This window comes from Saccharopolyspora aridisoli, from assembly GCF_004348445.1.
In the GTDB taxonomy this organism is placed as follows: domain Bacteria; phylum Actinomycetota; class Actinomycetes; order Mycobacteriales; family Pseudonocardiaceae; genus Saccharopolyspora; species Saccharopolyspora aridisoli.
On sequence record NZ_SMKV01000023.1, the window covers coordinates 16,767 to 41,979 of the forward strand.

At 68.9% G+C, this 25,213-nt stretch carries 24 protein-coding genes; 11 read left to right on the forward strand and 13 right to left on the reverse strand.

From position 1 onward, the window contains the following. Positions 1-29: 29 nt before the first annotated feature. A complete protein-coding gene (locus E1161_RS18115) occupies positions 30-2,825 on the forward strand; it encodes a type 1 periplasmic-binding domain-containing protein (protein WP_132624805.1) in 2,796 nt (931 codons plus the stop codon). A 106-nt stretch (positions 2,826-2,931) separates the two neighbouring features. Here the strand turns inward: E1161_RS18115 and E1161_RS18120 are convergent, their stop codons facing one another. Both E1161_RS18120 and E1161_RS18125 read right to left on the reverse strand, forming a co-directional pair. Continuing rightward, positions 2,932-4,236 (reverse strand): family 43 glycosylhydrolase, encoded by a 1,305-nt coding sequence (locus E1161_RS18120; RefSeq protein ID WP_132624807.1) that lies wholly within the window; start codon positions 4,234-4,236, stop codon positions 2,932-2,934. Between the two features lie 77 nt (positions 4,237-4,313). After that, positions 4,314-5,459, reverse strand: a complete 1,146-nt coding sequence (locus tag E1161_RS18125) for a damage-control phosphatase ARMT1 family protein (RefSeq protein ID WP_207920289.1) — start codon at positions 5,457-5,459, stop codon at positions 4,314-4,316. A 385-nt stretch (positions 5,460-5,844) separates the two neighbouring features. Between E1161_RS18125 and E1161_RS18130 the strand changes: the two genes are divergently transcribed. From E1161_RS18130 to E1161_RS18145, 4 genes are all read left to right on the forward strand, one after another. After that, entirely contained in the window at positions 5,845-6,726 is an 882-nt protein-coding gene (locus E1161_RS18130; RefSeq protein WP_132624809.1) for a crotonase/enoyl-CoA hydratase family protein, read from the forward strand. A 437-nt stretch (positions 6,727-7,163) separates the two neighbouring features. Next, the gene (locus E1161_RS18135) at positions 7,164-8,090 is read left to right on the forward strand and encodes an esterase/lipase family protein (RefSeq protein WP_165939856.1); all 927 of its coding nucleotides are present in this window, start codon (positions 7,164-7,166) and stop codon (positions 8,088-8,090) included. Between the two features lie 244 nt (positions 8,091-8,334). After that, positions 8,335-8,868 (forward strand): TetR/AcrR family transcriptional regulator, encoded by a 534-nt coding sequence (locus E1161_RS18140; RefSeq protein ID WP_235875126.1) that lies wholly within the window; start codon positions 8,335-8,337, stop codon positions 8,866-8,868. After that, positions 8,865-10,352: an MFS transporter gene (locus tag E1161_RS18145; protein WP_132624813.1), complete on the forward strand. Its 1,488-nt coding sequence runs from the start codon at positions 8,865-8,867 to the stop codon at positions 10,350-10,352. The genes E1161_RS18140 and E1161_RS18145 overlap by 4 nt, the downstream gene beginning before the upstream one ends. A gap of 245 nt (positions 10,353-10,597) precedes the next feature. On the opposite strand, the gene E1161_RS18150 is transcribed toward E1161_RS18145, so the two are convergent. The 3 genes from E1161_RS18150 to E1161_RS18160 form a co-directional block, all read right to left on the reverse strand. Next, on the reverse strand, positions 10,598-11,911 hold the full coding sequence (locus tag E1161_RS18150; RefSeq protein WP_132624815.1) for an MFS transporter: 1,314 nt from the start codon (positions 11,909-11,911) through the stop codon (positions 10,598-10,600). Positions 11,912-12,122: 211 nt separating this feature from the next. Next, positions 12,123-12,380 (reverse strand): DUF397 domain-containing protein, encoded by a 258-nt coding sequence (locus E1161_RS18155; RefSeq protein ID WP_132624817.1) that lies wholly within the window; start codon positions 12,378-12,380, stop codon positions 12,123-12,125. Continuing rightward, positions 12,380-13,231, reverse strand: a complete 852-nt coding sequence (locus tag E1161_RS18160) for a helix-turn-helix domain-containing protein (protein ID WP_132624819.1) — start codon at positions 13,229-13,231, stop codon at positions 12,380-12,382. The genes E1161_RS18155 and E1161_RS18160 overlap by 1 nt, the downstream gene beginning before the upstream one ends. 52 nt (positions 13,232-13,283) lie before the next feature. Here E1161_RS18160 and E1161_RS18165 point away from each other — a divergent pair, with 52 nt between their 5' ends. Beyond that, entirely contained in the window at positions 13,284-13,565 is a 282-nt protein-coding gene (locus E1161_RS18165; protein ID WP_235875127.1) for a zinc finger protein, read from the forward strand. A gap of 121 nt (positions 13,566-13,686) precedes the next feature. Here E1161_RS18165 and E1161_RS18170 read toward each other — a convergent pair whose 3' ends face one another. Further along, positions 13,687-13,986 carry a DUF4190 domain-containing protein gene (locus tag E1161_RS18170; protein WP_132624821.1) on the reverse strand — a complete coding sequence of 100 codons (300 nt, stop codon included), beginning with the start codon at positions 13,984-13,986 and terminating at the stop codon, positions 13,687-13,689. A 112-nt stretch (positions 13,987-14,098) separates the two neighbouring features. Then, complete coding sequence (locus E1161_RS18175) at positions 14,099-15,109, reverse strand: hypothetical protein (protein WP_207920290.1); 1,011 nt, start codon at positions 15,107-15,109, stop codon at positions 14,099-14,101. Positions 15,110-15,410: 301 nt separating this feature from the next. On the opposite strand from E1161_RS18175, the gene E1161_RS18180 reads away from it, so the two are divergent. Together E1161_RS18180 and E1161_RS18185 are read left to right on the forward strand one after the other, a co-directional pair. Next, positions 15,411-16,034 (forward strand): ClpP family protease, encoded by a 624-nt coding sequence (locus E1161_RS18180; RefSeq protein ID WP_132624823.1) that lies wholly within the window; start codon positions 15,411-15,413, stop codon positions 16,032-16,034. Then, positions 16,031-16,621 (forward strand): ClpP family protease, encoded by a 591-nt coding sequence (locus E1161_RS18185; protein ID WP_132624825.1) that lies wholly within the window; start codon positions 16,031-16,033, stop codon positions 16,619-16,621. Before E1161_RS18180 ends, E1161_RS18185 begins: the two co-directional genes overlap by 4 nt. A 116-nt stretch (positions 16,622-16,737) precedes the next feature. Here E1161_RS18185 and E1161_RS18190 read toward each other — a convergent pair whose 3' ends face one another. From E1161_RS18190 to E1161_RS18205, 4 genes are all read right to left on the reverse strand, one after another. Then, on the reverse strand, positions 16,738-17,058 hold the full coding sequence (locus tag E1161_RS18190; protein WP_132624827.1) for a helix-turn-helix domain-containing protein: 321 nt from the start codon (positions 17,056-17,058) through the stop codon (positions 16,738-16,740). Positions 17,059-17,222: 164 nt separating this feature from the next. Beyond that, the gene (locus E1161_RS18195) at positions 17,223-18,083 is read right to left on the reverse strand and encodes a PI-PLC domain-containing protein (RefSeq protein ID WP_132624829.1); all 861 of its coding nucleotides are present in this window, start codon (positions 18,081-18,083) and stop codon (positions 17,223-17,225) included. Positions 18,084-18,436: 353 nt separating this feature from the next. Further along, positions 18,437-19,096 (reverse strand): YdcF family protein, encoded by a 660-nt coding sequence (locus E1161_RS18200; protein WP_132624831.1) that lies wholly within the window; start codon positions 19,094-19,096, stop codon positions 18,437-18,439. A gap of 50 nt (positions 19,097-19,146) precedes the next feature. Next, positions 19,147-20,109: a S1C family serine protease gene (locus E1161_RS18205; RefSeq protein WP_132624833.1), complete on the reverse strand. Its 963-nt coding sequence runs from the start codon at positions 20,107-20,109 to the stop codon at positions 19,147-19,149. A gap of 317 nt (positions 20,110-20,426) precedes the next feature. Between E1161_RS18205 and E1161_RS18215 the strand changes: the two genes are divergently transcribed. Continuing rightward, positions 20,427-21,110 (forward strand): MFS transporter, encoded by a 684-nt coding sequence (locus tag E1161_RS18215; RefSeq protein ID WP_235875129.1) that lies wholly within the window; start codon positions 20,427-20,429, stop codon positions 21,108-21,110. A gap of 11 nt (positions 21,111-21,121) precedes the next feature. Beyond that, positions 21,122-22,294 (forward strand): FAD-dependent monooxygenase, encoded by a 1,173-nt coding sequence (locus E1161_RS18220; RefSeq protein ID WP_235875130.1) that lies wholly within the window; start codon positions 21,122-21,124, stop codon positions 22,292-22,294. A 12-nt stretch (positions 22,295-22,306) separates the two neighbouring features. Here the strand turns inward: E1161_RS18220 and E1161_RS18225 are convergent, their stop codons facing one another. Together E1161_RS18225 and E1161_RS18230 are read right to left on the reverse strand one after the other, a co-directional pair. Beyond that, the gene (locus tag E1161_RS18225; protein ID WP_132624841.1) at positions 22,307-23,065 is read right to left on the reverse strand and encodes an ABC transporter permease; all 759 of its coding nucleotides are present in this window, start codon (positions 23,063-23,065) and stop codon (positions 22,307-22,309) included. Positions 23,066-23,101: 36 nt separating this feature from the next. Next, positions 23,102-24,079: a LacI family DNA-binding transcriptional regulator gene (locus E1161_RS18230; RefSeq protein ID WP_132624843.1), complete on the reverse strand. Its 978-nt coding sequence runs from the start codon at positions 24,077-24,079 to the stop codon at positions 23,102-23,104. Positions 24,080-24,195: 116 nt separating this feature from the next. Between E1161_RS18230 and E1161_RS18235 the strand changes: the two genes are divergently transcribed. After that, entirely contained in the window at positions 24,196-25,107 is a 912-nt protein-coding gene (locus E1161_RS18235) for a dihydrodipicolinate synthase family protein (RefSeq protein ID WP_132624845.1), read from the forward strand. Positions 25,108-25,213 lie beyond the last annotated feature (106 nt).

The following is a 25,213-nucleotide window of genomic DNA, read 5'->3' on the forward strand; positions in this document are numbered from 1 at the left end:
CCCTAGTGCGCAATGTGGGGATTGGGCTCATGAGCAGAACTCTCGCTTCGGTGAAGGACGACGGTCCACCGTCCTTACCGCTGTTCCACGGGGTCGTGCAGGTCCTGGAGCTGATCCGCGCGCTCTACGGACGGCGGCCCGAGCGGACCAGCAGAGGCAGCGACAGCGGCGGTGGGCTGCCGATGCTGTGCCTCGTCCGGCCGCGAGAGCTGGAGGACCTGCTGCCGGCGATCGGCGAGAGGCTCAAGAGCGCCGTCCCGCACCGGGTGCCGCACGCCTACATCCGCCTGGAGCCCTCCACCGCGGATCCCAGGGACGGCGACCACACCGCGCAGGCCCCGCTGCCACCGCCGGAGGTCGACACGATCCGCGGACTGCTCGCCGACATCGCCGAGCAGCTCAACGGCCCGCTCAACGCCCAAGCCGGGCGGATGCGCTTCCCCCGGTTCAGCCTGGCGCTGTGGCTGATGCGGCAGGACCTCTCCGGAACCGAGATCCCGAGGCGAGAAGCCGAGCTGCGCAGACGACTGTGGCGTCGCGACCCCGCGCAGCGGATCGCGGAGTTGATCAACACCAACACCGCCGACGCCCCGGACCGGACGATCTGGTCGGTCCTCAAGGTGCTCGCCCTGGTGCCGTGGCTGTGGTTCCAGCTCAAGATGCACTGGCGGCTGCCGTTGACCGGCGGCTACCGGTGGTTCCGGCGGCAGAGCTACCTGGCGCCCGAGGTCCCCGGGAACTTCCTCGGATTCGCCGAGCGCCTCACCGAGAACGAGTGGAACAAGGAGGTTCCCGAGCAGGTCGCGAAGTTCCTGATCAACACGTTGCTGGAGGACCTGCGTCGTTCCTACCGCCGCTTCCCCTGGCGGCTGCGCGGCAAGTGGCGCACGACCTACACGACGGTGCTGCTGGACAACGTCACCCGCTCGAACGGCGGTTACGCGCTTCTCCAGCTGGTCAACGACATCCGCAACGAGACCGGGCTGGTCGATCCGCTGCTGCTGATCACCACGAGCTCGCTGGTCCCGCCGCACGCCGTCGAGCCGACGGTGGACAACGTCCAGGACGTCGTGTCCCGCGCGCACGAGGCCGACGAGCAGGGGTACCGCGCGTGGCGGCACAAGCTCGACGAAGCTCGGCGGGCGCGCACGGACATGACCTGGTACCTGCCGGTCGAGATCCCCCCGGCGGCGACCGGGGATTCCAGAAAGAGCGAGATCCGGCGCCACTTGGCCGCGGCCGACAAGTACGCGCTGCCGCCCCCGCCGTGGTGGTCGCGGCGAACCCTGCCGGTCACGCTGCTGCTGGGGCTGGCCGGCGTGGGGGTCTACTTGTACTCCTCGTTCAGCGTCGGCTACTGCGGCATCCTGTTCCAGCCTCCGTGGTACTGGTTCGGCGCCGCGCCCGGTCTGACCAGCATGGAGAACAAGGCGGGTGAGTGCGTCGGCGTCACCGACGGCACCTTCCTCGCGGAGTTCATCGACGACGCGCCGCCCGGCCAGACCCAGCAGGCCGCGCAGGAGGCCGATCCGATCCTGACCGGCCTGCGCGCCATCGGCGACACGATCTCGCGGCAGAACCAGGCGGCGCTGGACAAGGCCGCGGAAACGGGCCGCCCGGTCCTCACGCTGGTCTACCTCGGTGATCTGTCCCCGGGCGCGGGTGCCTTCAACCTCTCGGCCCAGCACGAGACGCTCGCCGGCATCGCGGTGGCCCAGTACGACCAGAACTTCGAGCCCAACACGCCGCTGGCCCGAGTGCTCATCGCCAACGGCGGCAAGGACATGGGCCACGGCGTGGAGGTCGTCGACCAGCAGATCGCCGAGCTCGCCGAGCAGGATCCGAGCACCATCGGCGTGATCGGCCTCAACTACAGCCGCGAAGAGACCTTCGAGGTGATCGAAAGGCTCGGTGCCGCAGGGCTTCCCACGGTCGCTTCGACGCTGTCCTACGACAAGATCCCCGAACGCTCACCGCTGTACTTCCAGGTCTCGCCGCAGAACCTCACGCAGGCGCGGCGAGCCGTCGAGTTCGCGGGCGAACGAGGCCGCACCGCCGGGGTCAAGATCTACAGCGACGGCGTCGACCCCTACAGCCACAACCTCGGGACCGATGTCGAGAACGAATTCCGCCGGGTCCACCCCGAGGCGACGGTCCAGTGGCTCGACGAGGACCCGCACACCGCGGGCCTGGAAGCCTGCGAGGCCGGGAAGGACGAGCTGGTGTACTACGCCGGGCGTGGAACCGAGTTCCGGGAGTTCCTCACCGGCGTGGGCATCGGCTGCCCGACCGACGTCCCGCCCATGATCCTGGGCAGCGACGACGTGGCCAGTCACGTCGCCAACCGGGCGACGCGCTTCGCCAAGATCGGCATCCCGTACTACTACCAATCGTTCGCGGTGGCCCCGAGCACGCCGGACCCGAACGACTCCGGGGCAACCGTGGTCGGCCCGGCGCTGGACTTCTACTGCACGCTCAACATCATCATCGCCGGGTACGACCCGGCGATGCCGCCTGACGAATGCCCACCCAGGGAGGGCAACCTGTCCTTGGACGGGCACGCCGCGCTCGCCCACGATGCCGCGAGCGTGCTGCTCAGGGCCGCGAACCAGCTCTACCGAGGCGGACCGATCCCGATCACCGCCGGCACCGTGTGGCGCCAGATCAACGCCAACCAGCACCAGACCGACGAAGACCTGCCGTCGAAGTACGGTCTGGTGACCGGACAGATCGACTTCGGCAGCGACACGAACAACCGAGTGCCCAAGGACAAGGCGGTCTGGACCCTGCACGTGGACCAGGCCGGCCAGGTCTCAGTGCCGTAGCTCCTAGGGGCTGCTGTGGTCTTTCGCTCGGCGGTGCGGGTGGCAGAACTCGAGCGGTGCAGGCCGAGCCCCAGACCTGGAACAGCGGCTCCGCCGCGAGGAGCTCCTACTCGGCTCGGCGCTGGACGTAGACGCGGTCACCTTCGGGACCGGTCCACTCCATGCGGACCACACCCGCCACGGCGGCGTGCGGCAGGTTGTCGGGTTCGTGCCAGTGACCCGCCACCGGGTTCCGGAAGAACGTGGCCCACAGCTGCCCGTCGGCGTCGGCGAACAGGTTGTTGTGGCCCGCGCCGATGCCGCCGGTCCAGCGCTTCGAGTAGGGCCCTTCGAAGTTGTCCGAGACGGCGATGATCGCGTCGTACTGATCCCGTTCACCGTCGGGCGCATAGGCGTGCCGCGTGGTGTCGCCGCTGACCGTGATCTTGCTCCAGGCCGCGTGCACGAGGAAGTACTTCCCGCCGTGCTTGATCACGTGCGCACCTTCGAGGTACGGCTCGGGCTCGTAGCGCGCCTGCTGGAACTTCGGGAGGTTCGTCTTCTGGACGATGTCCTCCATGTCGTCCTGGAACTCGGCGTAGAGGTCGTTGTGCAGCACCAGCCAAGCCTTGCCGTCTTCGGCGTAGAGGCCACCGTCGATGTGGTAGTACACGTTCGGATCGATGGAGTCGGGAGCTCCGGGGTTGAGCTCGCCGAAGGGCTTTTCGAGGTTGCCCTCAACCACCCGGTACGGACCCTCGACCCCACCCTCGCTCTTGAGCATGAACGAACCGACCTTGCGCGAGTGGTCGCCCATGCACGCCACGACGTACCAGGCTCCGCGGAAGTGGTGCACCTCCGGTGCCCACACGTTCCCGCGCTTGTCAGCTCCCTCACCCGAGTACCGCTGCCACGGCGCGACCACGATCCGCCCGGCTTCGTTCTCGCCGACGAACTCCGGCGACCACACCTTGCCCTTCTCCGCGCCGGGCCGGATCCCGGTGGTGTCCACCAGCTTCCACGGCCCGTCCAGGGACTCGGCGGTCCACACGAAGATCCCATCGTTCCACGGCGCCGCGGCAGGCAGGCCCGGGACCCGAGTCGTGCCGGTGGCGACGTAGACCGGCTGGTCGTCGACGATGAAGCAGTTGACGTAGGTGTCGCGCACCCAGACCCGGCCCAGCTCCTCGTCCCGAGGCCGGAGTTCGAGGTCGAGGATCCGGGAGTTGTCGTCCCTGGGCTCCAGGTCCACGCGGGTGTCGGCGGTCCCGTAGGGCTCCATCGGAGGCCAGTTCGGCGGATGTTCCTGCTGCGACGACATCACCTTGCCCCATCCGGTAGCGGGCAGGAAGGTCGCCATCCCCAGTGCACCGGCGGTTCCCAGCAGCAGGGACCGCCTGTTCAGATGCGAGCGGGTCTCGAAGTCCGACATCAGGATCTCCTTCGCAGCGCGCCACTGACCGACATGCCCCCATCGGCCAGTTGACGACGCTACCGGCTGATCGCCGTTCAGGAGCGGGTTTGGATCAGGGCGTGCGAGCCCGACGTCCGCCAGGGCTGTCCGCCCGCGTCCAACGACGTCGCGGTCGCGCGCTCCAGACCTACGACGGCCTCCGACTTGAGGACGCGAAGTGCGGCCAGCGGCCCCGGGAAGTGCGACACCGCGTCCGCGAACGGCCGATCGACCGGCCAGTGGCGGTCGCCGACGAGGCGGCGGTAGTTGAGGTCGCCCTTGAAGATCGTCACGGCGGCTGAGGCGAACTCGGCGCGCAGGTCGTCCGGCATGGCGCCGAAATCGAACGGCGCGCAGAAGAAGGGATGCGCTCGAACCGCGATCTCCCCTGCTCGCAGGGCGTTCTCAACACGGCTGCCCACCTGCCCCGCCTCACCTCCCAGCCCGCAGAGGTGGTGCAGCACCACCAGCACGTCGGTCGGGGTGGCGTCGGAGACGTAGTAGGGGCCTGGCTTGACGTGCAGGACGACCCGGGCGGCACGCCCGGTGGTGAGCAGCCGGTCGATGACCACGAGGTCGGCGGCGAGCTCCCCCGCCGAGTTGTCGGCGACGAGGTGGACCGGGCCTGGCTCGTCGAACAGCGACCAGAACTCCTCGGGCGAGCCCGCGACCAGGCCCGACGTGGAACCGCTCGCGTCGGTGGACAGCTGGAACGCCAGGTCGGCCTGATTGCCCCACACCGCGGCCTGGACCACGGCGGCGTCCCGTTCGGGGTCGCTGAGGTGCGGGAGCTCGTCGAGTGCCTTGAGCGTTTCGGCGGTGGCCGCGTTGTGCAGCTCGGCCCGCTTCATCGGCGCGAACGGGTCCACACCCCGCCAAGGCCCCGGCGCGAAGAACCCGGTCGCCGCCAGCAGCTTGCGGAAGAAGTAGCTCTCGGCCCACAGGAACGAGGCTCCCGCCCACGGCCGACCGACCTGATCGGCCATCCAGCCCGCCCAGACACCGTGGTCCGGCGCGTCGTCCTCCAACGGCTCGACCACGCCCTCGGTCGACTCCCGCAACAGCGCGGACAACGCCTCCCGCACGTCCGGCCCGAACGGGTGCGCCGCGCACAACCGCTCGATCATCACCGGATGGCGTTCGTGGAACACCCGCCACCCGAACGATCCCGGCTCCTCGATGGTGATCAACGGCGCGTCCACGGTTCCTCCTCCGGTTCAGCCCACGTGCGGCCGGGTCGATTCGATCATGTTCTCGCGGAACCGGCGCATCGACGGGGCCTCCACGCCGTCGGCACCGTGGTAGGTGCGGGGCGCACGGCGCACCGGCATCGCGCGGACGACGAGCGTAGTCGGTCGTGCTCGAAGCAGACCTGGGATCAGCTCCGGCGACCACGGGTAGATCCCGGAGCTGAGCGCCCACGTGCGCCTGCGCCGGCGAGGAGGAGCGGGTATCCCGCTCAGACCTCGCGGTCGAGGTGAACCGCTGCTCGTGATCAGGACCACGTCGCTTCCGAGCACGGCTGTGTCAACATCGGTGAACCATCCGCCTGCGCAGGGTCCACGACCAGACCACGAGGAGACGAGTGTGCAACCGAGCACCATCGGACACGACGTCACCGACGGCGTACTCGTCGTCACGCTCAACCGCCCGGACCACCTCAACGCCTTCACCCCCACCATGGCCGACGAGCTGGAGGAGACGTTCGTCGAGGTCAACGACGATGACTCCATCCGGGCGGTCGTCGTGACCGGCGCTGGCCGCGCGTTCTGCGCGGGGATGGACCTCAGCAGCGAGGGCAACGTCTTCGGCCTGGACGAGTCGCAGTCGCCCACGCTCGCCGACATGCAGGACCTCTCCTCCCCCGAACTCCGCCGCATCCGGGACACCGGCGGCCGGGTCACGCTGGCGATCCACGATTGCCGCAAGCCGGTCATCGCCGCCATCAACGGCGCCGCCGTGGGCATCGGCGCGACGATGACGCTGGCCATGGACGCACGCCTGATGTCGAGCAAGGCGCGGTTCGGCCTTGTCTTCGGTCGTCTCGGCATCGTGCCCGAGGCCGCTTCGACGTGGTTCCTGCCGCGCATCGTCGGCATGTCGAAAGCGCTCGACCTCGTCTACCGCGCCGACATCCTCGACTCCGCCGCCACCGCGGAGGCCGGGCTCGCCGACGCCGTCCACGCACCCGAATCGCTGCTGGACACCGCGCTCGAACTCGCCGACGCCTGGACCAAGGGCAGGTCACCGGTCGCCACGGCGCTCACCCGGCAGATGATGCGCCGCAACAGCGCCCTCGACCACCCCCGCGACGCGCACCGGATCGATTCGCTGGCGATGTTCTACACGAGCGTCGGTGACGGCGCCGAAGGCGTCGCAGCCTTCACCGAGAAGCGCGACCCGCAGTTCCGCGGCCGTGCCTCGGACCTCCCCGCCTTCTACGACGAGTGGCTGCACGACGACCGCTGACCCAGCCTTCCAAACTCTTTCTCAGGTCGTTCACCGGGAACGCCCGCACTCCGCACCTGTTCTGATGCTCGCAACGGTGCGCGGCGAGGGAGGGCGTTCATGGGCGGTCACCGCAGGCGAGCCGCGGAGCTGCTGAGAGCGCTCCGCGGCCACGTCGTCGGGCAGGCCGCGATGTTGACAGCGCTCGGGGCGGGACCACCCTGGCCAACGCCGCGCTCTACGTGCTGCGCGGCACGTTCCTGGCGGTCTTCACCCGCCGAGCGAGGTCGGCGCCTCCGGTCAGCCCTGGTGTCCCGGTGTGATGAGCGACCGTTGTGATCGCTCAGAACGAGGATTCGTGCTCCTCATCTCGGTTGCGCGCCTGGTGAGATCGCCCTAGCGTTGATCGAACGTCGATCTCTGGGGGATGTTCGATGCGCGATCAACGATGGCGCCGAGTGTCCGCGGCAATCCTTGCCGCGGGCTTGGGCATGACCGCACCCGCTGTCGCCTCGGCCGAGCCGGCCGCTGCGGATTCCGAACCGGTTCTGCTGGTCCACGGCTACAACGAGGGCGCTGACGCGGACTGCGAAGACCTGTGGGGCAACGCCCGAGCGGAGTTCGACGGGCGCTCGGTGCGCACGATCGGCTACTACGAGGGCGATGAAGGCTGTGACGAGTTCGTCGGCGGCCGGGGCAACAACGACAACGACACACCGATCCAGGACCTCGCAGAGGAGTTCGCCAACCACATCTACACCGACTACACGAGCAAGGGGCAGTCGGTGGACGTCGTGGCCCACTCGATGGGCGGCCTGGTCACCCGAGTCGCGGTGCTCGGAACGCGTGAGGGCTGGGCGGGTTTCCCACCGGAGGTCGAAGTCGACGACGTAGTCACGCTCGGCACACCGCACGGCGGGATCACCAAGGACCCGTGCTCGGATCCGGCCCAGTGCTCGCACCAGTGGTGGCAGATGACGCGGGCGCAGGACGGCGGCTCGGGATTCATCAGCAAGCTGCACGAGTCCGCGGACGGCGCGAAGGACCGGGGGTTCGACGATCCGTGGGCCGAGGGGATCGACTGGAGCCTGGTCGGGTCCGAGGAGGACACGACGGTCGACTACGACCGCGCCATCGACGAGGGCTACTGGGCCCACCAGAAGTACGGTTTCGACGAGGACTTGAACAACAACGGCGATCCCGACTGCACGAGCCCGGAGAACATCGACCACCAGGCGATCCGGCTGGTCCGCAACGGCGACTTCTGCCTCAGGTACTGGCACCACGGGAACGACGGCGGCCCGTTCACCACCGACGAGGGCTGGGCCCCGCTGGAGATCGCCCGCAACGCGATCAATCACGAGGGCGACAACCTCCCCCGCTGAGGTTCCGACCCTCGGTGGTGCCACCACGGCGACGACGCCACGGCGAGGACGGCCGTGATCACGCTTGTTCCGATGCGTGTCAAGGAGATTCGCATCCGGCGTCGACGTGGGCTTATCTAGTCGACCCGCCCCTCGACGGGCAACGAGGCGTGGGTAGGCCAATGGCGCTTTTAGTTAGTAGTTAGTAACTGGTAACTTGCTTGTTGTGGCTGAACGGATGAGCGGCGCCCAGCGACGCGCCCAGGTGCTCGCCATCGCGGCGCCGGAGTTCGCGGAACACGGGTTGCACGGAGCATCGACCGAAGCGATCGCGAAGAAGGCGGGGATTACGCAGGCGTACGTCTTCCGAATGTTCGGGACGAAGAAGGCCCTGTTCCTGGAGCTGGTCCGGGCCGCGTTCGAGCGCGTCAGCGACGGGATGAGAGAGGCGGGCGAGGATAAGACGAGCCTCGATGCGCTCTCGGCGATGGGCGCCCAGTACTTCGACCTACTAGCCGACCGGACACGGTTGCTGCTTCAACTCCAGGGCTTCGCCGCGTGTGGCGACCCTGGGGTGAGGGACGCGGTGCGGGAGTGCTTCGCGCGGATGTGGAACACGACCGAGGAAGGCACCGGCCTCGACCCGGTCACCGTGAAGACCTTCCTCGCGTTCGGGATGCTGTTGAACGCAGGCGCCGCCATGGACGTCGAGCAGGTCGACGAGGCGTGGGCGGATGGTGTTCGCACCCGGATCCAGTCGGGCCTGTTCTCGCACATCACCACCGAGGCGAACCGATGAGCAGCCGCACCGCCTTCTCCGCCCAGCGCGATGGACGGTTGAGCATCGCGTTGGTGTGCACAGCGTTGGCGGGGGCTGTGATTGGCAGCGTCGGAGCTCCCCTCATCACTCCGGTCGCCACCGGAATGCACGTCTCCCTCGACGCTGCGCAGTGGACACTGACGGTGACGCTGTTCAGCGGTGCGATCGCGGGCCCCATCCTCGGCAGGCTCGGCAGCGGCCCGTACAGGCGTGTGACGATCTTGGTCACCCTCGCCCTGGTCGTGGTGGGTGGGCTGCTGACCGTGCTCCCGCTTCCCTTAGCGGCGTTGCTGATCGGACGCGGTTTGCAGGGGCTCGGAGTGGCGGTCGGAGCGCTGTTGATGAGCGTCGCCCGCGCACACCTGCCATCGGAGCGCTCAGCGCCGACCATCGCCGCGTTGTCGGTCGCATCAACCGTCGGCATCGGTGTCGGCTATCCGGTGATCAGCCTCCTCGACCAATTCGCAGGCCTGCGCGCCGCGTACGGACTCGGCCTCCTCCTTTCGGCCGTCGCGCTCGCCATCGCCTGGCGGGCACTGCCGGCTGAAGCACTCGGGGAACGACCCCGGATCGACGTCGCGGGCGCCCTGCTCCTCGCGCTCGGGACCCTCGGGATCCTCATCGTCATCGCCACGCCCTCGATGTGGTCGAACGCGTGGCTGGCCGGTGGCGTCCTCATCGGCACCACCACGATCTTGACCGTGTGGGCGTTCATCGAGCTGCGCACCACAGCGCCATTGGTGGACCTTCGATTGCTCAGCCAAGGGCCCGTCCTGCGCGCGAACCTGGCGATACTCGTGGCGGGAACGGGCCTGTACCTGCTGTTCAGCCTGTTCACCCGCTACGTGCAGACCCCGGCGGGGGCCCACTACGGATTCGCACTTCCCGGTGTCGCCGCGGGTGCGGCGCTGATTCCGTTCTCGCTGCTCGGGTTCGCCGCAGGAAGTGCGGTGCCCCGCCTCAACGCGCGCATCACCGAGCGTGGGACGTACGCGCTCTCGGTCGCGCTCGCCGCCGCCAGCGCGCTGCTTTTCGCTTTCGGCAACCGATCGTTGCCGGCTGTGCTCGCCGCGATAGCCCTGCTCGGCTTCGCCGTCGGAGGACTGTTCGCAGTCATGCCCGAACTCATCCTCGTCGGGGTTCCGCAGGAGGAGACGGCCAGCGTGCTCTCGATCAACCAGATCGCTCGCAGCACCGGTATGAGCATCGGAAGCGCACTCGCCGGTTCGCTGCTCGCCGCCACCACCCAGAACGGCGCGCTACTGCCCGACCAGAACGGCTACATCACCACTGCTCTGTGGGCACTTCCCCCACTCGCCGCCAGCGCACTCATCATCGCCGCCCAGCGAAAACGCACATCGAGAGGTACTGGTAACCACGGGAAACGAAGAGGGCGGCAGCCTTCCTCGTTGAGCGGCGGCGTCACCACTGCGACGACGCCACGGCGAGGACGGCCGTGCTGATCCTGCGCCGATGAGGGCGGTTGCCACCCGGACGCTGCGGAACTTCCTCGCGCCGAGCCGGGAGAGGGTCAGCAGCTGCCGTCGGACCAGCGCTGAGACCGCCTGCCGCAGCGCCACCCACCTCCACAACCCGTTCCGATCGCGGCCGGTCCGGCTGCTGACAAGGGCACGGTGACGATGCGGCGAGGAACCGCTGTGGGTGCGGGGGTTTCGCGCGCGATACCCCCGCACCGCCGAGGACGGGACTACGCGTTCAGGTCGGCTCCGCGGGGTTCGCGGACCATGGTGACGGCGATGATCGAGATGACGCTGAGCACCATGATGTACGCGCCGACCGCGTAGGCGCTGCCCGTGGCCTGGGTCAGCGCTTCGGCGATGGTGGGCGCGAAGGCCCCGCCGAGGATGGCGCCGAAGGCATACCCGATGGACACACCGGAGTAGCGCACGTTGGCGGGGAACATCTCGGCGTACATCGCCGACATCGGCCCGTAGGACAGCCCGATGCCGAACGACAGCACCACGATGGCCAGCGCGAACAGCACGCCGCTGCCGGTTCCCATCATGAGGAACATCGGCAGCATCCACACGAACACGGCCGCGTAGCCGATCTGGAACGTGCGCACCCGCCCGATCCGGTCGGACAGCGCACCGGAGTGGACGGTGAACACCAGCCATCCGACGGCTCCGACGATCGTCGCCAGCAGCACGGTCGGCCGGGACAGCCCGAGGGTCTTGCCGTAGCTGAGGAAGTAGGCGATGACCAGGTAGCCGGCGGCGTTGTTGGCGACGAAGATCAGCGCAGCCAGCACGACGTTGCGGGTGTTGCTGCGGAACAACTCCTGCAGCGGTGCCGAGGAGTGGGCCTTGCGCTCCAGCATCTCCTGGAACACCGGGCTCTCCTCGACCATGCGGCGCACGAGGTAGCCGAACACGATGAGCACGACCGACAGCAGGAACGGGATCCGCCAGCCCCAGGCGAGGAACTGCTCCTCGCTGGTCGACGAGCTGATCACCCACAGCACGCCGGTGGCCAGGATCAACCCGAGCGGCACGCCGGTCTGCGGGTAGGAGCCGAAGTAACCGCGCTTGCCGAGCGGTGCGTGCTCGACGGCCATCAGCGCCGCACCACCCCACTCACCGCCTGCGGAGAAGCCCTGCACGACCCGCAGCACGATGAGCAGGATCGGCGCCGCGACCCCGATCTGGGCGTAGGTCGGCAGCAGCCCGATCAGCGCGGTCGCCGCACCCATCATGATCAGGGTCATGACCAGCATCGCCTTGCGCCCGAGCCGGTCCCCGAACCGCCCGGCGACGATCGCCCCGAGCGGCCGGAACAGGAAGCTGATGCCGATGGTCGCCAGCGACAGCAGGCTGGCGACCCCCGGTGCGTCCGCGCTCAGCGGCTTGAAGAAGTGCGGTGCGAACACCAGGCTCGCCGCCTGCGCGTAGATGAAGAAGTCGTACCACTCGATGGTCGTCCCGACGAGCGTGCTGGCGAGCAACCGCTTCTCATCCCGGGTGCGACCAGGGCCCGCAGCGTGCTGCACGGAGTCCGACATGGCTGAACCTCGTTGTTCCGTCGTCCTTGTGTTGGGTGCCTGTCTAGTCGGGACGACGCGCCAGGTCGAGAGCTCAAGCGCAACGATTCACGGCGAATCGGGTCCACACCCACAGCCCGGAAGATCCGCTTCAGGCGAAATGGCGTTCCGTAGTTAGACGTGCACGCTCCGTAGGATCGCGGCACGGTTGACGCACCGTGCCCGCAGCGTCTCAAAGCGAGAACCGGTCACCCTTCACCGCGTCGATGAACACCCCCCACTGCGACGGCGTCGCCGTGAAGTACCCCGCGTCCGGCGCCTTCGAATCACGCACCGCAGCGTGGCCGGATAAGTCCCCCACCTCGATGCAGTCACCGTTGGGGTGGCTGAAGCTCGACTTGCGCCAGCCGACCACGCGACCAACCTCCACGCAGTTTCCATTCGGTTGACTGCGGGACGACTTGCGCCAACCAGCCACGACCTCGTCCATCACTGCTCCTTGCCCTTCAAGAGACCCTTGATCAGCTTGATACTCGCATCAGCACCGAGCGCGACCTTACGGATTCCGGAGATGGCCTGGCGATAGGCGAGCACGTCGTCGGCATCGGGGACGAAAGCACCCGAGCTGAAGTGCTCAAAGTGCAATACGGGTGGGGCATCCGGGAAGTCGTAGAGCACAAACGGCCCAGCATGCCCGGGATGCCAGCCAATGCGGGGTTTGACCACCTGGATCGTGACGTTCTCCCTCTCGGAGAACTCCAGAAGATGGCGCAGCTGATCCTCCATGACTCCTGATGTACCGATCTTGTCCTTGAGCGCATCCTCGCCGATCAGCGCGATGAGTTCGACCGGATTCCGCTTGGTGAGCGCTTCGCGTCGGGCAATCCGCAGCGTGACTCTCTGCTCGATCTCGCTTGCGGGAAGGCCGCTCGCCACAGCGAGAGCCCTTGCGTAGTCAGCTGTCTGGAGCAGCCCAGGAAGTCCGAGCGGCGCCCATTCGACGATCGCCGAGGCGGAGCGCTCACACTCAACCGCTCCGGCCAACTGTTGCGGAATGCCCGGCATGCCAACAGTGAGCCAGTTCGGCTCGCTGGCATCCCGAGCCAACTCGATCAACCGTTGCTTCTCCCGGCCTGTTACGCCGGCAGCGGTCAGGAACGACGCCACATCTTCTGGAGTCGGCACTCGGCGTCCGGTCTCCCAGTGCGAAATCGTCCCGTGGCTCATCCCCAGACGTCGGCTCAGCTCACGCCCACTCACACCGGATTGCTCTCTGATGGTCCTGATAGCCGCTGCCAACGCGCGTGCGCGTGGCGTCATCAGATTGGTGTCTACAGGCATGAGACAGATCGTAGCTTCGTCGCCTGAACTGCACAGTCATGCAATCGGGTAATTGATCAGTGTCTACAAGACAGACATGCTGGTTCGCGACAACCAAACTATCTGGGGGGTTGCGATGTATTCGTTCCATTGGGTTCCGGCAAACGCAGCACGCCACGCGAGCACTGACCGCCGACCGGAAGGCGCGCTGGTCTATCCGAGCGGAACCGCGGTCACGACGTTGTGCGGCAAGGTCGATCAGATCTCGGACAACTCCGAGATCGCATGGCTGTGGTCGACGTGCCCGGAGTGCTACGAAGCGGCGTTGCGGATGGCGAGGGCAGCAGACGGATGACGACACGTCCCTGAATCAGGAACCGCTCGGCTGACTCCCCACCGAGATAGCGGTTCCAGGTCGGCCGGTGCGCCTTCCCCTCCCCGGCACCGGCCGACCACCCCTCAAGGCAGAACGCCAGCTACGCGCCCAGCGCGCTGGTGGTGGACGCTCCGATCATGACGACCAGGAAGAAGAGCAGGATCATCGCCCACGCCGCCAGGACCACGTACCCCAGCACCAGTCCGGCGATCGCCATGCCGTACCCGGACTGCGGCGGGTTCTTCCTGATGTCGCGCACGGCGATGTGACCGAAGATCACCGCCAGCGGTGCGACCCCGAGAATGCCCAGGACCAGCGCGGCCACCGACATGCCGTTGGTGGGCGCTGGGAACGCCATCGCGGGAGGCACCGGTCGCGGGTACGGCTGTTCGGCGGTCATGTTCGGATCCCCTCAGGCTGGTGTCCGGCTCTAGTACGGAAGGGTCCCGGCGGATCTTCCCGGCAGGCAGGGGCGAAAGGCCCGGCCGCAGGCAGTGCGCTGCCGACTCCGACTAGGACCGCCCGGCGGGTTCGCGCTGCTGCTCCGGCCTGCGGAGCAGGCGCAAGCCGCGCAGACCGAGCCAGGTGAGCAGCGCGAGCACCGCCACGACCAGGTATTCGATCAGCGGGATGCGCACGATCTCGTCGAGCTCGGTGAGCGACCTGGTCCAGTACACCGCGATCGCCGCACCGAGGTGGAGGACGACCAGCACCCAGCGGGTGCTCCTCGCCAGGCCCAGGCCGTGCATCTGGGAGATGACGAAAACCCCCAGGAAGCCGAAGAGGAACATCGGCCACAGGCCGTCGGGCCCGGTGTTCATCACCGCGACCAGGGTTCCGTGCACGACCACCAGCAGCTCCAGGGTCAGCGTCCACCAGCGGTTGGTGTGGGACCGGGTGAAGAACAGGCTCCCCTGCAGCAGCAGGAGGAACATGTAGACGAAGCCGATCAGGTGCCCGCTCGTGGTTTCCATCGGGTGGTACCAGAACGTGTAGACCGCGGCCCAGCTGAACAGGAAACCGTGGTACTTCCGGAAGAACCGCGTGATCTCCGCGGAGATCGGGGCGGGCCGACCGAAGAACATGCCCCTGCGCCGGTTCTCCATGATCAGCACGACGATCAGCAGCACGATCACCGAGCCCTGCGAGCTGAAGATCGAAACGTCCTGCGCCAGGCCGTCGTAGAACACCTGCGTCTGCACCTCGTGCAGCACGATGAAGCCGAGGTTGGCCACCAGCGCAACCACGTTCACCGGATGCAGCCCGCCGGTGTAGGTCCGGACGTGCCGCTGCGCGTGGAAGATCAGCCACCAGCTGACCAGCTGGTGCGCGGTGTAGCCGGCCCACGCCGATGCCCTGGTCCACAACGTGGGCTCGGGGAGCTTCCAGTAGTACCAGGAAGCGCCCTGGTCGGGCAGCAGAGCGACATCACCGAGCCACCAGCCGCCCGCCCACACTCCAGCGGTGAGCACCAGGCACACCGCCACACCCGCGCCGAGCACGGTGCGCGCGTTGGTCAGCATGCCGGCCATTATCGCCCCGGCCCGAGACGATCCGTCCCGCCCCGATCCCCAAGGGGTACCGGATCCACTGAAATCCGGCGCCCGGGACCGGGCTGGGTTGTCCGTTCTTGACCTGGGATGGTCGGCGCGTCGCTTGCCCAGCAAGCTCATCCGCGTCACCAAGGGACAACTCATCGACTCGCCCGCGGAACTGTTCACGGCCATGACCGGCAGAGCCGGCACGATGGCACGCCGCTGACGGCGGATCTGCTCTGAGCAGCAGGGGACTCCGGGAGCGGGGTTCCGGCGGCATGGTCGGGTCATGGCCAACGATGAGAAGCAGCCGATGTTCGACAACCGGCTTCGCGAACGGTTCTTCAGCCAGCGGGTCCTGGTCCTCGACGGTCCGCTCGAAGACGACAACGGGACGGTGCTGATCACGCAGGTGCTGTCCCTCGCCCACTCCGATCCGGGCAAGGACATCGCGCTGTGGATCCACTCCCCCGGCGGCTCGGTGCCCTCGATGCTCGCGATCCGCGACGTGATGCGGCTCGTGCCGTGCGACGTGTCCACGCTCGCCCTCGGACTCGCGTGCAGCGCGGGACAGTTCCTGCTGTCGGCGGGCACTCCCGGCAAGCGCTTCGCGCTGCCGCACGCGCGAATCCTGATGCACCAGGGTTCGGCGGGGATCAGCGGTTCGGCCGTCGAGGTCGAGGTGCAGGCCGACGACCTGCGCTACACGCGGGACACGGTGCTCGGCATCATCGCCGAGGACACCGGCCAGCCGGTCGAGCGGGTCTTCGCCGACTCGTTGCACGATCGCTGGTTCAGCAGCGAGCAGGCACGCGAGTACGGGTTCGTCGACCACATCGTCGACGGCCTGGGCCAGGTGATGCCGATGCGCACGCCCATGGGGCTCAGCGCGGAGACGGGGGTTCGAGCATGACCAGCTACACGATCCCCAACGTCATCACCCGCAGCACCAACGGCGAGCGGATCATGGACGTCTACTCGCACCTGCTTGCCGAGCGCATCGTCTACCTCGGCACGCCGATCGACTCCGGTGTCGCGAACGCGCTGATCGCTCAGCTGCTGCACCTGGAGGCCGACAGCCCCGATCGGGAGATCAACCTCTACATCAACTCCGAGGGCGGTGACCCGTCCGCGATGCTCGCGCTCTACGACACCATCCGCTACATCAAGGCCCCGGTCGCCACGACCTGCGTCGGCCAGGCGGTCGCGGCCAGCGCGGTGCTGCTGGCCGCCGGTGCACCCGGCCATCGCGCCGTTCTGCCGCACACGCGGGTGGTGCTGCACCAGCCGGCCGCGCAGGGCCGGGGCACCATTCCGGACCTGATCCTGCAAGCGGACGAGGTGGTCCGGGTCCGCACCCAGCTGGAGGAGATCCTCTCCGAGCACACCGGCCAGGACGTGCCGACGCTGCGGCACGACACCGACCGGGACCGCGTCTTCGACGCGCAGGAGGCCGTCGCCTACAACCTCGCCGACCACGTCCTGGACGAGCGGAGTTAGGCGTTGTTGAGCGATCACCGTGCGAACCGGGTGGCGCAAAACCCGTCGGGGAGCGCAGCGACGGCGAGCTGAGTCCCGCACCTGGAACAGCGGCAGCCGCCCTCCCCAGCAGCCTCTCAGGCCGCCAGGAGGACGGGGCCCGAGGGACGGGCTGCCGGGCGGTTGCGCTGGACGTGGCCGGCGATGTTGATGAGCAGGTCGGGCAGCTCGACGCCGAGGGCGCCCGTGATCGCGGCGATCATCTCGCTCGACGGCTCCTTGCGGCCCCGTTCGACCTCCGAGAGGTACTGCGGCGACACACCGGCTCGCTCGGCGACGTCGACGAGCCGGTCACCGCGGTCCTCCCTGGTCGCACGCAGGGTGCGGCCGAGCTCCTCACGCCACAGCGGCTCGGGCGCGGCCTCGCGCTTGCGCTGGAAGTCAAGAACGTCCGCCATGCGCTCATCTTGACACCGGTCGGGCGCTCGGGATCGCGGTTCCGCTGACGGCGGAACAGGGATCTGCCGAGGAGGAGCGCCGGACTCGGACCGAGGCCGTGCTCATGGACGATTTCCGCTCGTCACCGCCAACGACCTGATCGATCTTCGCGACGGCGGCGGGGTCACGAGTTCTGTTCGGCGGGATCGTGGGACTTCAGGAACTCCTCGAGCGCGGTGAGGTGATCGGTGTTGATCTGGTCGACGTCGGCGTCGACCAGTTCGCGCCAGACCGCTTCCCGGGCGCCGGGCTCGATGTCCGGAGTGGCCCAGAACCGCACCTCGTAGCCCCCGGCGTGGGCGCGATCGACGAGCTCGTGCAGCTCCTGCCGTTCGTTCTCCGGCATGGGGCCGACGCCTTGCCAGGTGAACAGCCGGGTCCAGTTCTCGGAGAGGACCACGAGGTCGGCACTGGTGGCATCGGCCGGGGGCGGAGTGGCGATGCGGCCGTCCCCGGACGCCCAGCGGACCGGGTCTTCGAAGGTCTGGTTGGCCAGCTGGCCGGAGACGACGACCTCGACGGCGCGAGTGGTCTCGCGGTCGTTCGCCCACGAGCTGACCAGTTGCGGGCGGTCGTTGAGCTGGTCGGCGAGCACATCCCACACCGCCTGGCCGCCGTCCTTGACGTCGACGTAGAGGCGCAGCGGCTCGGTGGCACCGTCGTAGATCTCGCCGCCGTTGGCACCGGCGATCTCGGCCAGGGGCTCGAGGTAGAGCGACTCCAGGGTGCGGCTGCAGTCGGGCGCGTCGTGGCCGATGCACAGCTCGCCGTCCACCAACCAGACATCGGCCTCGACACTCCGGAAACCGTGCGAGAGCGCGTCGAACAGCGGCTGCTGGTGCTCGTAGTCGTTGTGAGCGTGGGCTCGCTCCAACGGCTGCACCCCGTCGGTGGGGCCGGCCACCGGCTCCGCGTGGGCATTGATGGGCACGATGAGCGCGAGAGCGGTCTGGGCGGCCAGGAAGGATGTCCGAGATGCACGCATGTGCGCTATCCGAGCAGCGCCAGCGGGCGCCGAGGTGGCCTACCGGTAGCGGATGGGCAGCGCCCGGTCGACTGCGGCGCGAACTCCACCACCGGAGTTCGCGACCGTGCGAGCGAGAGCTGCGCGGACGCGGCCGACCGACGCCGCCCGCCTGCTCGGCACCCCGGCTTCAGTCGATCGAACGCTTCCGCGGGAGAAGTGGTGCCTGATCGGAACAGGAGGACCGAGAGCGGCACCACGTCGGAAGGACCAGTCCCGGTACTCGTACCCGCAGCGTCCTGGTCCCCAGCTCTGGCCACCTCCACACCTACGGCACGGACGAGCACGGCACGCTGCGTCAACTGCCGAACCGATCATTCCTGCGCGAGACGGCGGGTGTACCCGGCCTTGCGCAGCCGCCGGTAGGCGTCGTCGACGTCGTCCGGAACCTCCTGCGCGATCGCGAAACCGCGGTCGGCGTAGAGGGTGATGCGCTGGGTGTCGCCGACGAGCATGTCGATGACGCGGTCGGCGTCGCCGATGGCTCGGACGTAGTCGTCCAGCGGGGTGCGCTGCGAGCTGCAGACGACGTCGGCCTCGGGCCAGACCTTCTTCGCCGTGGCGAAGGCTCGTCGCTGTTGGTAGGGCTTGGACACCAGCAGCAGGGACTCGACCTCGCGGCCTACCAGGGCCTGGCGGGTGAACTCGATGTTCTCGGCGGTGTTGGTGGCCTTCGGCTCGACGACGATCGCCGCGTCCGGCACGCCGCGTTCGATCGCGTGCTCGCGGTAGTGCACGGCCTCACCGCGCGGGAACCGCTCGACGGTCGTCGGGGCGTTGGCGCCGGTGAACACGACCAGCGGGAACCACCCGCCGCCGTAGAGCTCGACGATGTGGTCCGCGACGCCGAGGTCGTGGCTGCCCAACCCCACCCCGACGTCGCAGGGCCGCAGCGCGTGCCCCATGTCGTGGTAGTCCCACAACAGCTCCGCGTCAGCTCGGTGCTCCCCCGGAACGGCAGTGCTGATCCCCATCGACGCCTCACATCACGTGCTCGAGCTGACACCGCGAACCTATCGCCCGGTCAGGCCGCTGCGTCCTGGAGCTCGGTGGGTTCTGCGATGACGTCGACCATCGCACCGTTGCGGGTGACGGTGATCTGCAGCGGTTTGCCGATGGCTTCGGCGAACATGAGCCGTTGCAGTCCCTGGGCGTTGCGGACGGGTTCGCCCGCGGCGGTCAGCACGAGGTCGCCGGGGTGGAGGCCCGCGCGGTCGGCCGGGCTGCGGCGCACGACGTCGACGACCCGCAGACCGGTGCGCTGGTCGATGCGCCGGGCCAGCTCCTCCGGCAGCGGCGCGGGCGTGGTGACCAGACCGAGGTAGGCGCGGCGAACCCGCCCGGTGCGCATCAGCGAGTAGATGATCCGGCGGGTGGTCGAGTTGATCGGGATCGCCAGTCCCACACCGATCCCGGCCACGGCCGTGTTGATACCGACCACGACACCTCGCGCGTCGGCGAGGGCGCCGCCGGAGTTCCCGGGGTTGAGCGCGGCGTCGGTCTGGATGACGTCCTCGATCATCCGACCGGCGTGACCGCCACCCGAGGGCATCGACCTCCCGAGGCCGCTGACCACACCGGCCGTGACCGAGCCGGTCAAGCCGAGCGGATTGCCCACCGCCACCACCAGCTGGCCCACGACGAGCTCGTCGCTGTCCCCGAGCTCCACCGGTTTCGGCGTCTGCCCGTCGACGCGAACGACGGCCAGGTCCGAAAGGGGATCGGCGCCCACCAGGGACATCTCGGCGCTGGTGCCGTCGGCGAAGTAGGCGGTCCCTCCGCGCGAACCGCCGAGGACGTGCGCGTTGGTCAGCATGAAGCCGTCCTCGGTGAACACCACCGCCGACCCCGTGGCCTCACCCCACGCTCCGCGGGTGCGCAGGCTCGCCACGCTCGCCGTGATCTCGGCGGCCACCGAACTCACAGTGCGCGAATAAGCGTCCATCGCCCCCGCGTCGGACGATTCGGGAGCCCCGTGCTCAGCCATCTCGACCTCCCCGCCTCGAGCCGTTGCCGGGATAACACCGCCTCACCACCAGGGCATTCCCGAAACGGGCGGGCCGGGTCAGACGTAGGCGCGCAGGAAGGCGTCGACTCCGTCGGCGATGAGGGCGTGGAGCTCTCCGGCGTTGAGATCCGGGTTCTCGTCGATGACGTCGAGGGCCAGGCGCATGGTCAGTGCGATGAAGTGCTGGACCGCGCGGCGCGGGTCGGGGACGTGGAGGTCTCCCCTGCAGCCTCGGATCCGAGATCGGCTGGCTGGAGATCGGGCCGGTCGCACTGCTCCTCGCCGGAACAGCGGCTGTGGGCCGGTGGTGGATCGCGTCCGGCCGCACCCCGGAACCGCTGATCGACCTGCGCCGGCTGGGCGGACCGCTGCTGCTGACGCTGCTCATCATCGTGCTGTCCACCGGCTCGTACCAGAGCGTGCTGCAGCTGCTGCCGCTCGTCGGTGAAGTCCCGCTGAGCCAGGGGCTCGGGTACGGGCTCGGCGGGCAGGGGTCGCTGGCGATGCTGCTGGCAGCGCCGGCCATCGGCGTCATGATCGGCGGTCCGCTGGCGGGCATCCTGGCGGGGCGCTTCGGCCCGGTGGTGACGCTCGCGGGAGCGGTGGGCCTCGGAACGATCGGCACCCTCGGCATGTTCGCCGGTGTCGCGTCCTTCCCGGCCGCCCTCGTCTTCGCGCTGCTGCTCGGGTTCACCGTCGGGGCGCTCGGCACTTCGGGGTTCAACGTGGCGGGCAGCCTCGCGCCCGCGAGCCAGCAGGCGACGGTGTCGAGCCTGGTCATGGTCATGGTCGCGGTCGGCTCCGTGATGCTCAACTTCGTGGGATCGGCGGTGCTGCACTCCACGGCGCTGCCCGCGGGTGGCGGAACCGTGAACTCGGGGCTCGGGGTCTTCACCTATCTCACGATCGCCGCCGCCGCGTTCGGTCTGTCCACAGTGACCGCCGTCGTGCTGACCCGTCGGCAGAAGTCCATCAAGTGAAGGAGGAAGACGTGCGAGTTCTGGTTTCTGGTGCGAGCATCGCGGGATCTGCGGTCGCGTTCTGGTTGCACCGCAACGGGTTCGACGTGACGGTAGTCGAGAAGGCCGCATCGGTGCGAACCGGCGGGTATCCGATCGACGTGCGGGGAACCGCCCTGGAGGTCGTCGGCCGGATGGGGGTCCTGCCACAACTGCGGCAGGCCGACATCAAGACGCAGCGGCTGACGTTCCTCGACGCCGACGGATCCGTCGCGGCCTCCGTGCACCCCCAGCACGTGGTGGGCGGTGTCGACGGGCAGGACCTGGAGATCCGCCGCGGTGATCTGACCGAGGTGCTCTACGAGGCCGTTCGCGACGACGTGGAGTTCGCGTTCAACGACTCCATCGACGCGCTCGACGAGCGCGAGGACGGCGTTCGCGTCACCTTCCGCAGCGGTGCGCAGCGGAAGTTCGACCTCGTGGTCGGCGCCGACGGGCTGCACTCCCGGACCCGGGAGCTCATCTTCGGGCCCGAGCTCCAGTTCCACCGCTACCTGGGGTTCTGCTTCGCCGGGTTCACCACGCCCAACACCCTCGGGCTCTCCCACGAGGGCGTCATGTGGAACGCGCCCGGCAAGGCGGCGGCGCTCTACGGCGTCCGGGACAGCGACGAGCTGCACGGCTTCCTCAACATCGCCCGCCCGCACCCGCCGATGGAACTGCTGCGCGATCCCGACGCGCAGCGAGAGCTGGTCACCGACGCGTTCGCCGGGGAGGGCTGGGAGATCCCGACCATGGTCAAGGCGATGCGCGAATCCGATGACCTGTTCTTCGACACGGTCAGCCAGATCCACCTGCCCGCGTGGTCGCGCGGCCGGGTCGCCCTGGTCGGCGACGCGGCCCACGCGCCGTCCTTCCTGACCGGCCAGGGGTCCAGCCTCGCGCTGGTCGGCGCCTACGTGCTCGCCGACGCGCTGGCCGCCCACCCCGACCACACCGAGGCCTTCACCGCCTACGAGGCCACCACCCGCGAGTTCGTCAAGCTCAACCAAGCCCTCGTCGGCGAAGGCGACGCCACCCTGTTCCCCACCACGCGGGAGGCGCTGGAGAAGCGCAACGCAGGCCTGCGGGCACTCGCCGAGATGCCACCCGCGACCGGCAGGCCGGAGCACTCGGCCTTGACCCTGCCCGCTCCCAGGCGTTGACCGGCGGCCGGATCACGCCTGGTGCGCCGCCGGGCGGGTGACCAGGCCGCGCGCGACGATCTCCAGCACTGCCGCGATCGCCACCGCCTCCACCGCCAGCAGCCCCACCAGCACGAACAGCTGCACGGCACCGGCCTGAATCGGGCTGGCACCGCCCAGCAGCATGCCGACGAACGCGCCGGGCAGGGTCACCATGCCCACGGTGCGGGTCTGGTCGAGCGCGGGCACCAGCGCCGTTCCGGCCACGGGACGGGCGATTTCGAGCCGCGAGTCGCGTTCGGACAGACCCAGCGACAACGCAGCCTCCACCTCGCCGCGGCGCTGCGCCAGCTCGTCGAGGAGCCGCCGACCGGCCAGCCCCGTGGCGGTCAGCGCTCCCCCGATCAGCTGGCCGATCAGCGGGATCAGCACCAGCCCGGTCAGCGGCACGGCCCGCGACGCCAGCAGCACTCCCGCGACCGGGGCCACACCGGCGGCGATGGGCACGGCCCCCCACCACCACGTCCGGTTGCGGGTGATCCGCCGTCCCGCCGTGCGCGCGGCGACCGCGAACATGACCACGATGAACGCCGCCACGAGCCACGGCCAGCGCACCACGGAGGTGATGATCAGCGACACCAGCAGCAGCTGCGCGGCCCCGCGCGCACCGGCGGTGATCACGGCCCAGTGCCGCGCGAACCCGCCGAGGCGCACCACCGCAGCGGCCACGACCAGCAGCAGCACGACGACGGCACCGAGCACCGGCGTCACCGGAACAGTCCCAGAACCCACCCGGCGACCTTACGACCAAGGCGCTCCGGATTCCAGCTACCGGGGAGCGGCGGTGGAGCCGCGCGGGATGAGGGTCGGGGCGCTCACCAGGGTTTCGCGGCTCCCCCGCCCGTCGTCGAGCAGCAGGCGCAGGGCGTCGGCGGCGATCTGCCTGAACGGCACCCGCACGGTCGTGAGCGGGACCGGCAGCCTGCTGACCACCGGGATGTCGTTGTAGCCGACGATCGACACGTCCCGGGGCACTTCCAAGCCCAGCGCGTGGGCGGCGGCGAGCACACCGATCGCCGTGTTGTCGTTGACCGCGAACACCGCGCTCGGCCGGTCCGGACGGTCCAGCAGCTGACGCCCTGCGAGTTCACCGGCCTCGATCGAGAACGCATCACCGGCGACCAGCACCGGGTCGAAGCAGAGTCCACCGCTTTCCAAAGCCTCCCGGTAGCCCGCTGCGCGCCCTTGCGCGCTCGACGCGTGCGCGGGTCCACCGACCAGGCCGATCCTGCGGTGCCCGAGATCGATGAGGTGCCGCGTCGCCAACTGCGCTCCGAGGCGGTCGTCGCCGATGGCGGCCGGACTGCTGCCGTCGGTGCGCAGGGCGAGCGCGTAGGAGGTCTTGCCGACGTCGACCGGTTCGCCGACGCGCGCCGTGGTGAGGATGAGCCCGTCGACCCTGCGCCGCCGCAGCGACTGCACCGCCTTGTCCTGCACTTCCGGAAGGTCTTCGGTGGTCGCCACGACCGTGAACAGGTCGCGTCCGGCCGCGGCCTCGGTGATCGCCTCGTAGAGCATCGCCATGACCGTGTCGGTGAGCCTGGGGACGATCACCCCGACCGTGCTGGTGCCGGAACGGCGCAGCCCGGAGGCGAGCGGGTCGCGGACGTAGCCGAGTTCGGCCGCGACCTCGCGAACGCGCTCCGCCGTCGCGTTGGTGGAGCGCGGGAGGCGCTCGTCGAGCACGCGGGAGACCGTGGACTTGCTGACCCCGGCCGCCCGGGCCACATCGAGAATCGTCACCACACCCGGAGCCTACCCGAAGCTGGGAACGTTCCCGGGATCGGTCTTGACAGCCGGCGAGCCGTGACGCATGGTTCTGGGAACGTTCCCGCGACCGTTCCTAGAATGGAGCCCCTGGCATGTCTCTCGATCTCCGCGGCCTCAATCCCGCTCCGGTCACGCCGTTCACGCCGGACGGCGAGGTTGACCACCAGGCGATGGCCAAGCTCGGCCAATGGCTAGCCGGCCACGACGGCGTCACGAGCCTCGTAGTGCTCGGCCACGCCGGCGAGGGGACATTCCTGACCCAGAACGAGCAGGTCACCACCATCTCCCAGCTTGTCGACGCTGTCGACGTCCCGGTCATCGCCGGGATCACCGGCGAAGGCACGCACGTGGCGGTGGACGAGGCCAAGCGCGCGGTCGCCGCCGGAGCCGAGGCGGCGCTGGTGTACCCCTCGCACGGCTGGCTGCGGTTCGGCTACCAGCAGGGCGCCCCGCAGGAGCGCTACCGCGCGATCTACGAGGAGGCGGGCCTGCCCTGCATCCTCTTCCAGTACCCGGACGTCACCAAGGCCAACTACGACCTCGACACCCAGCTCGAAATCGCCGCCCAGCCGGGCGTTTTCGCCACGAAGAACGGCGTCCGGAACATGCGTCGCTGGGACACCGAGATCCCCGTCCTGCGACGGGAGAACCCTGATCTCCAGATCCTGTCGTGCCACGACGAGTACCTGCTGCACACCATGTTCGACGTGGACGGCCTGCTGGTCGGATACGGCAACATCGCCCCTGAACCGCTGCTAGAACTCATCGCGGCTGGGAAGGCCGGGGACTACGCAGCGGCCCGCGCGGTGCACGACCGCCTGCTGCCGGTCACCAAGGCCGTCTACCACCGCGGCTCGCACATGGAGGGCACCGTGGCCCTCAAAGTCGCGCTCAAAGCGCTCGGCGTGCTGGAGAACGCGACCGTGCGCTCTCCCCTGATCGACCTCTCCGCCGGAGCCGAGGAAGAGATCGTCCGGGCGCTGCGCAGCGCGAAGCTCATCTGAGCCAACCCGCGGGGCCGGGTGCGCGAGTGCATCCGGCCCTTGCCGGCCACCCGGCCGGTCCGGTGACAATGCCGTCCCCGAACGACCCCGCGACAATGCCGCGTGG

What these genes read in the sequence shown, in the direction of transcription:
- E1161_RS18115 (WP_132624805.1), top strand. Translation starts at nt 30, where the DNA reads ATGAGCAGAACTCTCGCTTCGGTGAAGGACGACGGTCCACCGTCCTTA.
- E1161_RS18120 (WP_132624807.1), bottom strand. Translation starts at nt 4,236, where the DNA reads ATGTCGGACTTCGAGACCCGCTCGCATCTGAACAGGCGGTCCCTGCTG.
- E1161_RS18145 (WP_132624813.1), top strand. Translation starts at nt 8,865, where the DNA reads ATGAGCAGCCGCACCGCCTTCTCCGCCCAGCGCGATGGACGGTTGAGC.
- E1161_RS18150 (WP_132624815.1), bottom strand. Translation starts at nt 11,911, where the DNA reads ATGTCGGACTCCGTGCAGCACGCTGCGGGCCCTGGTCGCACCCGGGAT.
- E1161_RS18155 (WP_132624817.1), bottom strand. Translation starts at nt 12,380, where the DNA reads ATGGACGAGGTCGTGGCTGGTTGGCGCAAGTCGTCCCGCAGTCAACCG.
- E1161_RS18160 (WP_132624819.1), bottom strand. Translation starts at nt 13,231, where the DNA reads ATGCCTGTAGACACCAATCTGATGACGCCACGCGCACGCGCGTTGGCA.
- E1161_RS18170 (WP_132624821.1), bottom strand. Translation starts at nt 13,986, where the DNA reads ATGACCGCCGAACAGCCGTACCCGCGACCGGTGCCTCCCGCGATGGCG.
- E1161_RS18175 (WP_207920290.1), bottom strand. Translation starts at nt 15,109, where the DNA reads ATGCTGACCAACGCGCGCACCGTGCTCGGCGCGGGTGTGGCGGTGTGC.
- E1161_RS18180 (WP_132624823.1), top strand. Translation starts at nt 15,411, where the DNA reads ATGGCCAACGATGAGAAGCAGCCGATGTTCGACAACCGGCTTCGCGAA.
- E1161_RS18185 (WP_132624825.1), top strand. Translation starts at nt 16,031, where the DNA reads ATGACCAGCTACACGATCCCCAACGTCATCACCCGCAGCACCAACGGC.
- E1161_RS18190 (WP_132624827.1), bottom strand. Translation starts at nt 17,058, where the DNA reads ATGGCGGACGTTCTTGACTTCCAGCGCAAGCGCGAGGCCGCGCCCGAG.
- E1161_RS18195 (WP_132624829.1), bottom strand. Translation starts at nt 18,083, where the DNA reads ATGCGTGCATCTCGGACATCCTTCCTGGCCGCCCAGACCGCTCTCGCG.
- E1161_RS18200 (WP_132624831.1), bottom strand. Translation starts at nt 19,096, where the DNA reads ATGGGGATCAGCACTGCCGTTCCGGGGGAGCACCGAGCTGACGCGGAG.
- E1161_RS18205 (WP_132624833.1), bottom strand. Translation starts at nt 20,109, where the DNA reads ATGGCTGAGCACGGGGCTCCCGAATCGTCCGACGCGGGGGCGATGGAC.
- E1161_RS18235 (WP_132624845.1), top strand. Translation starts at nt 24,196, where the DNA reads ATGTCTCTCGATCTCCGCGGCCTCAATCCCGCTCCGGTCACGCCGTTC.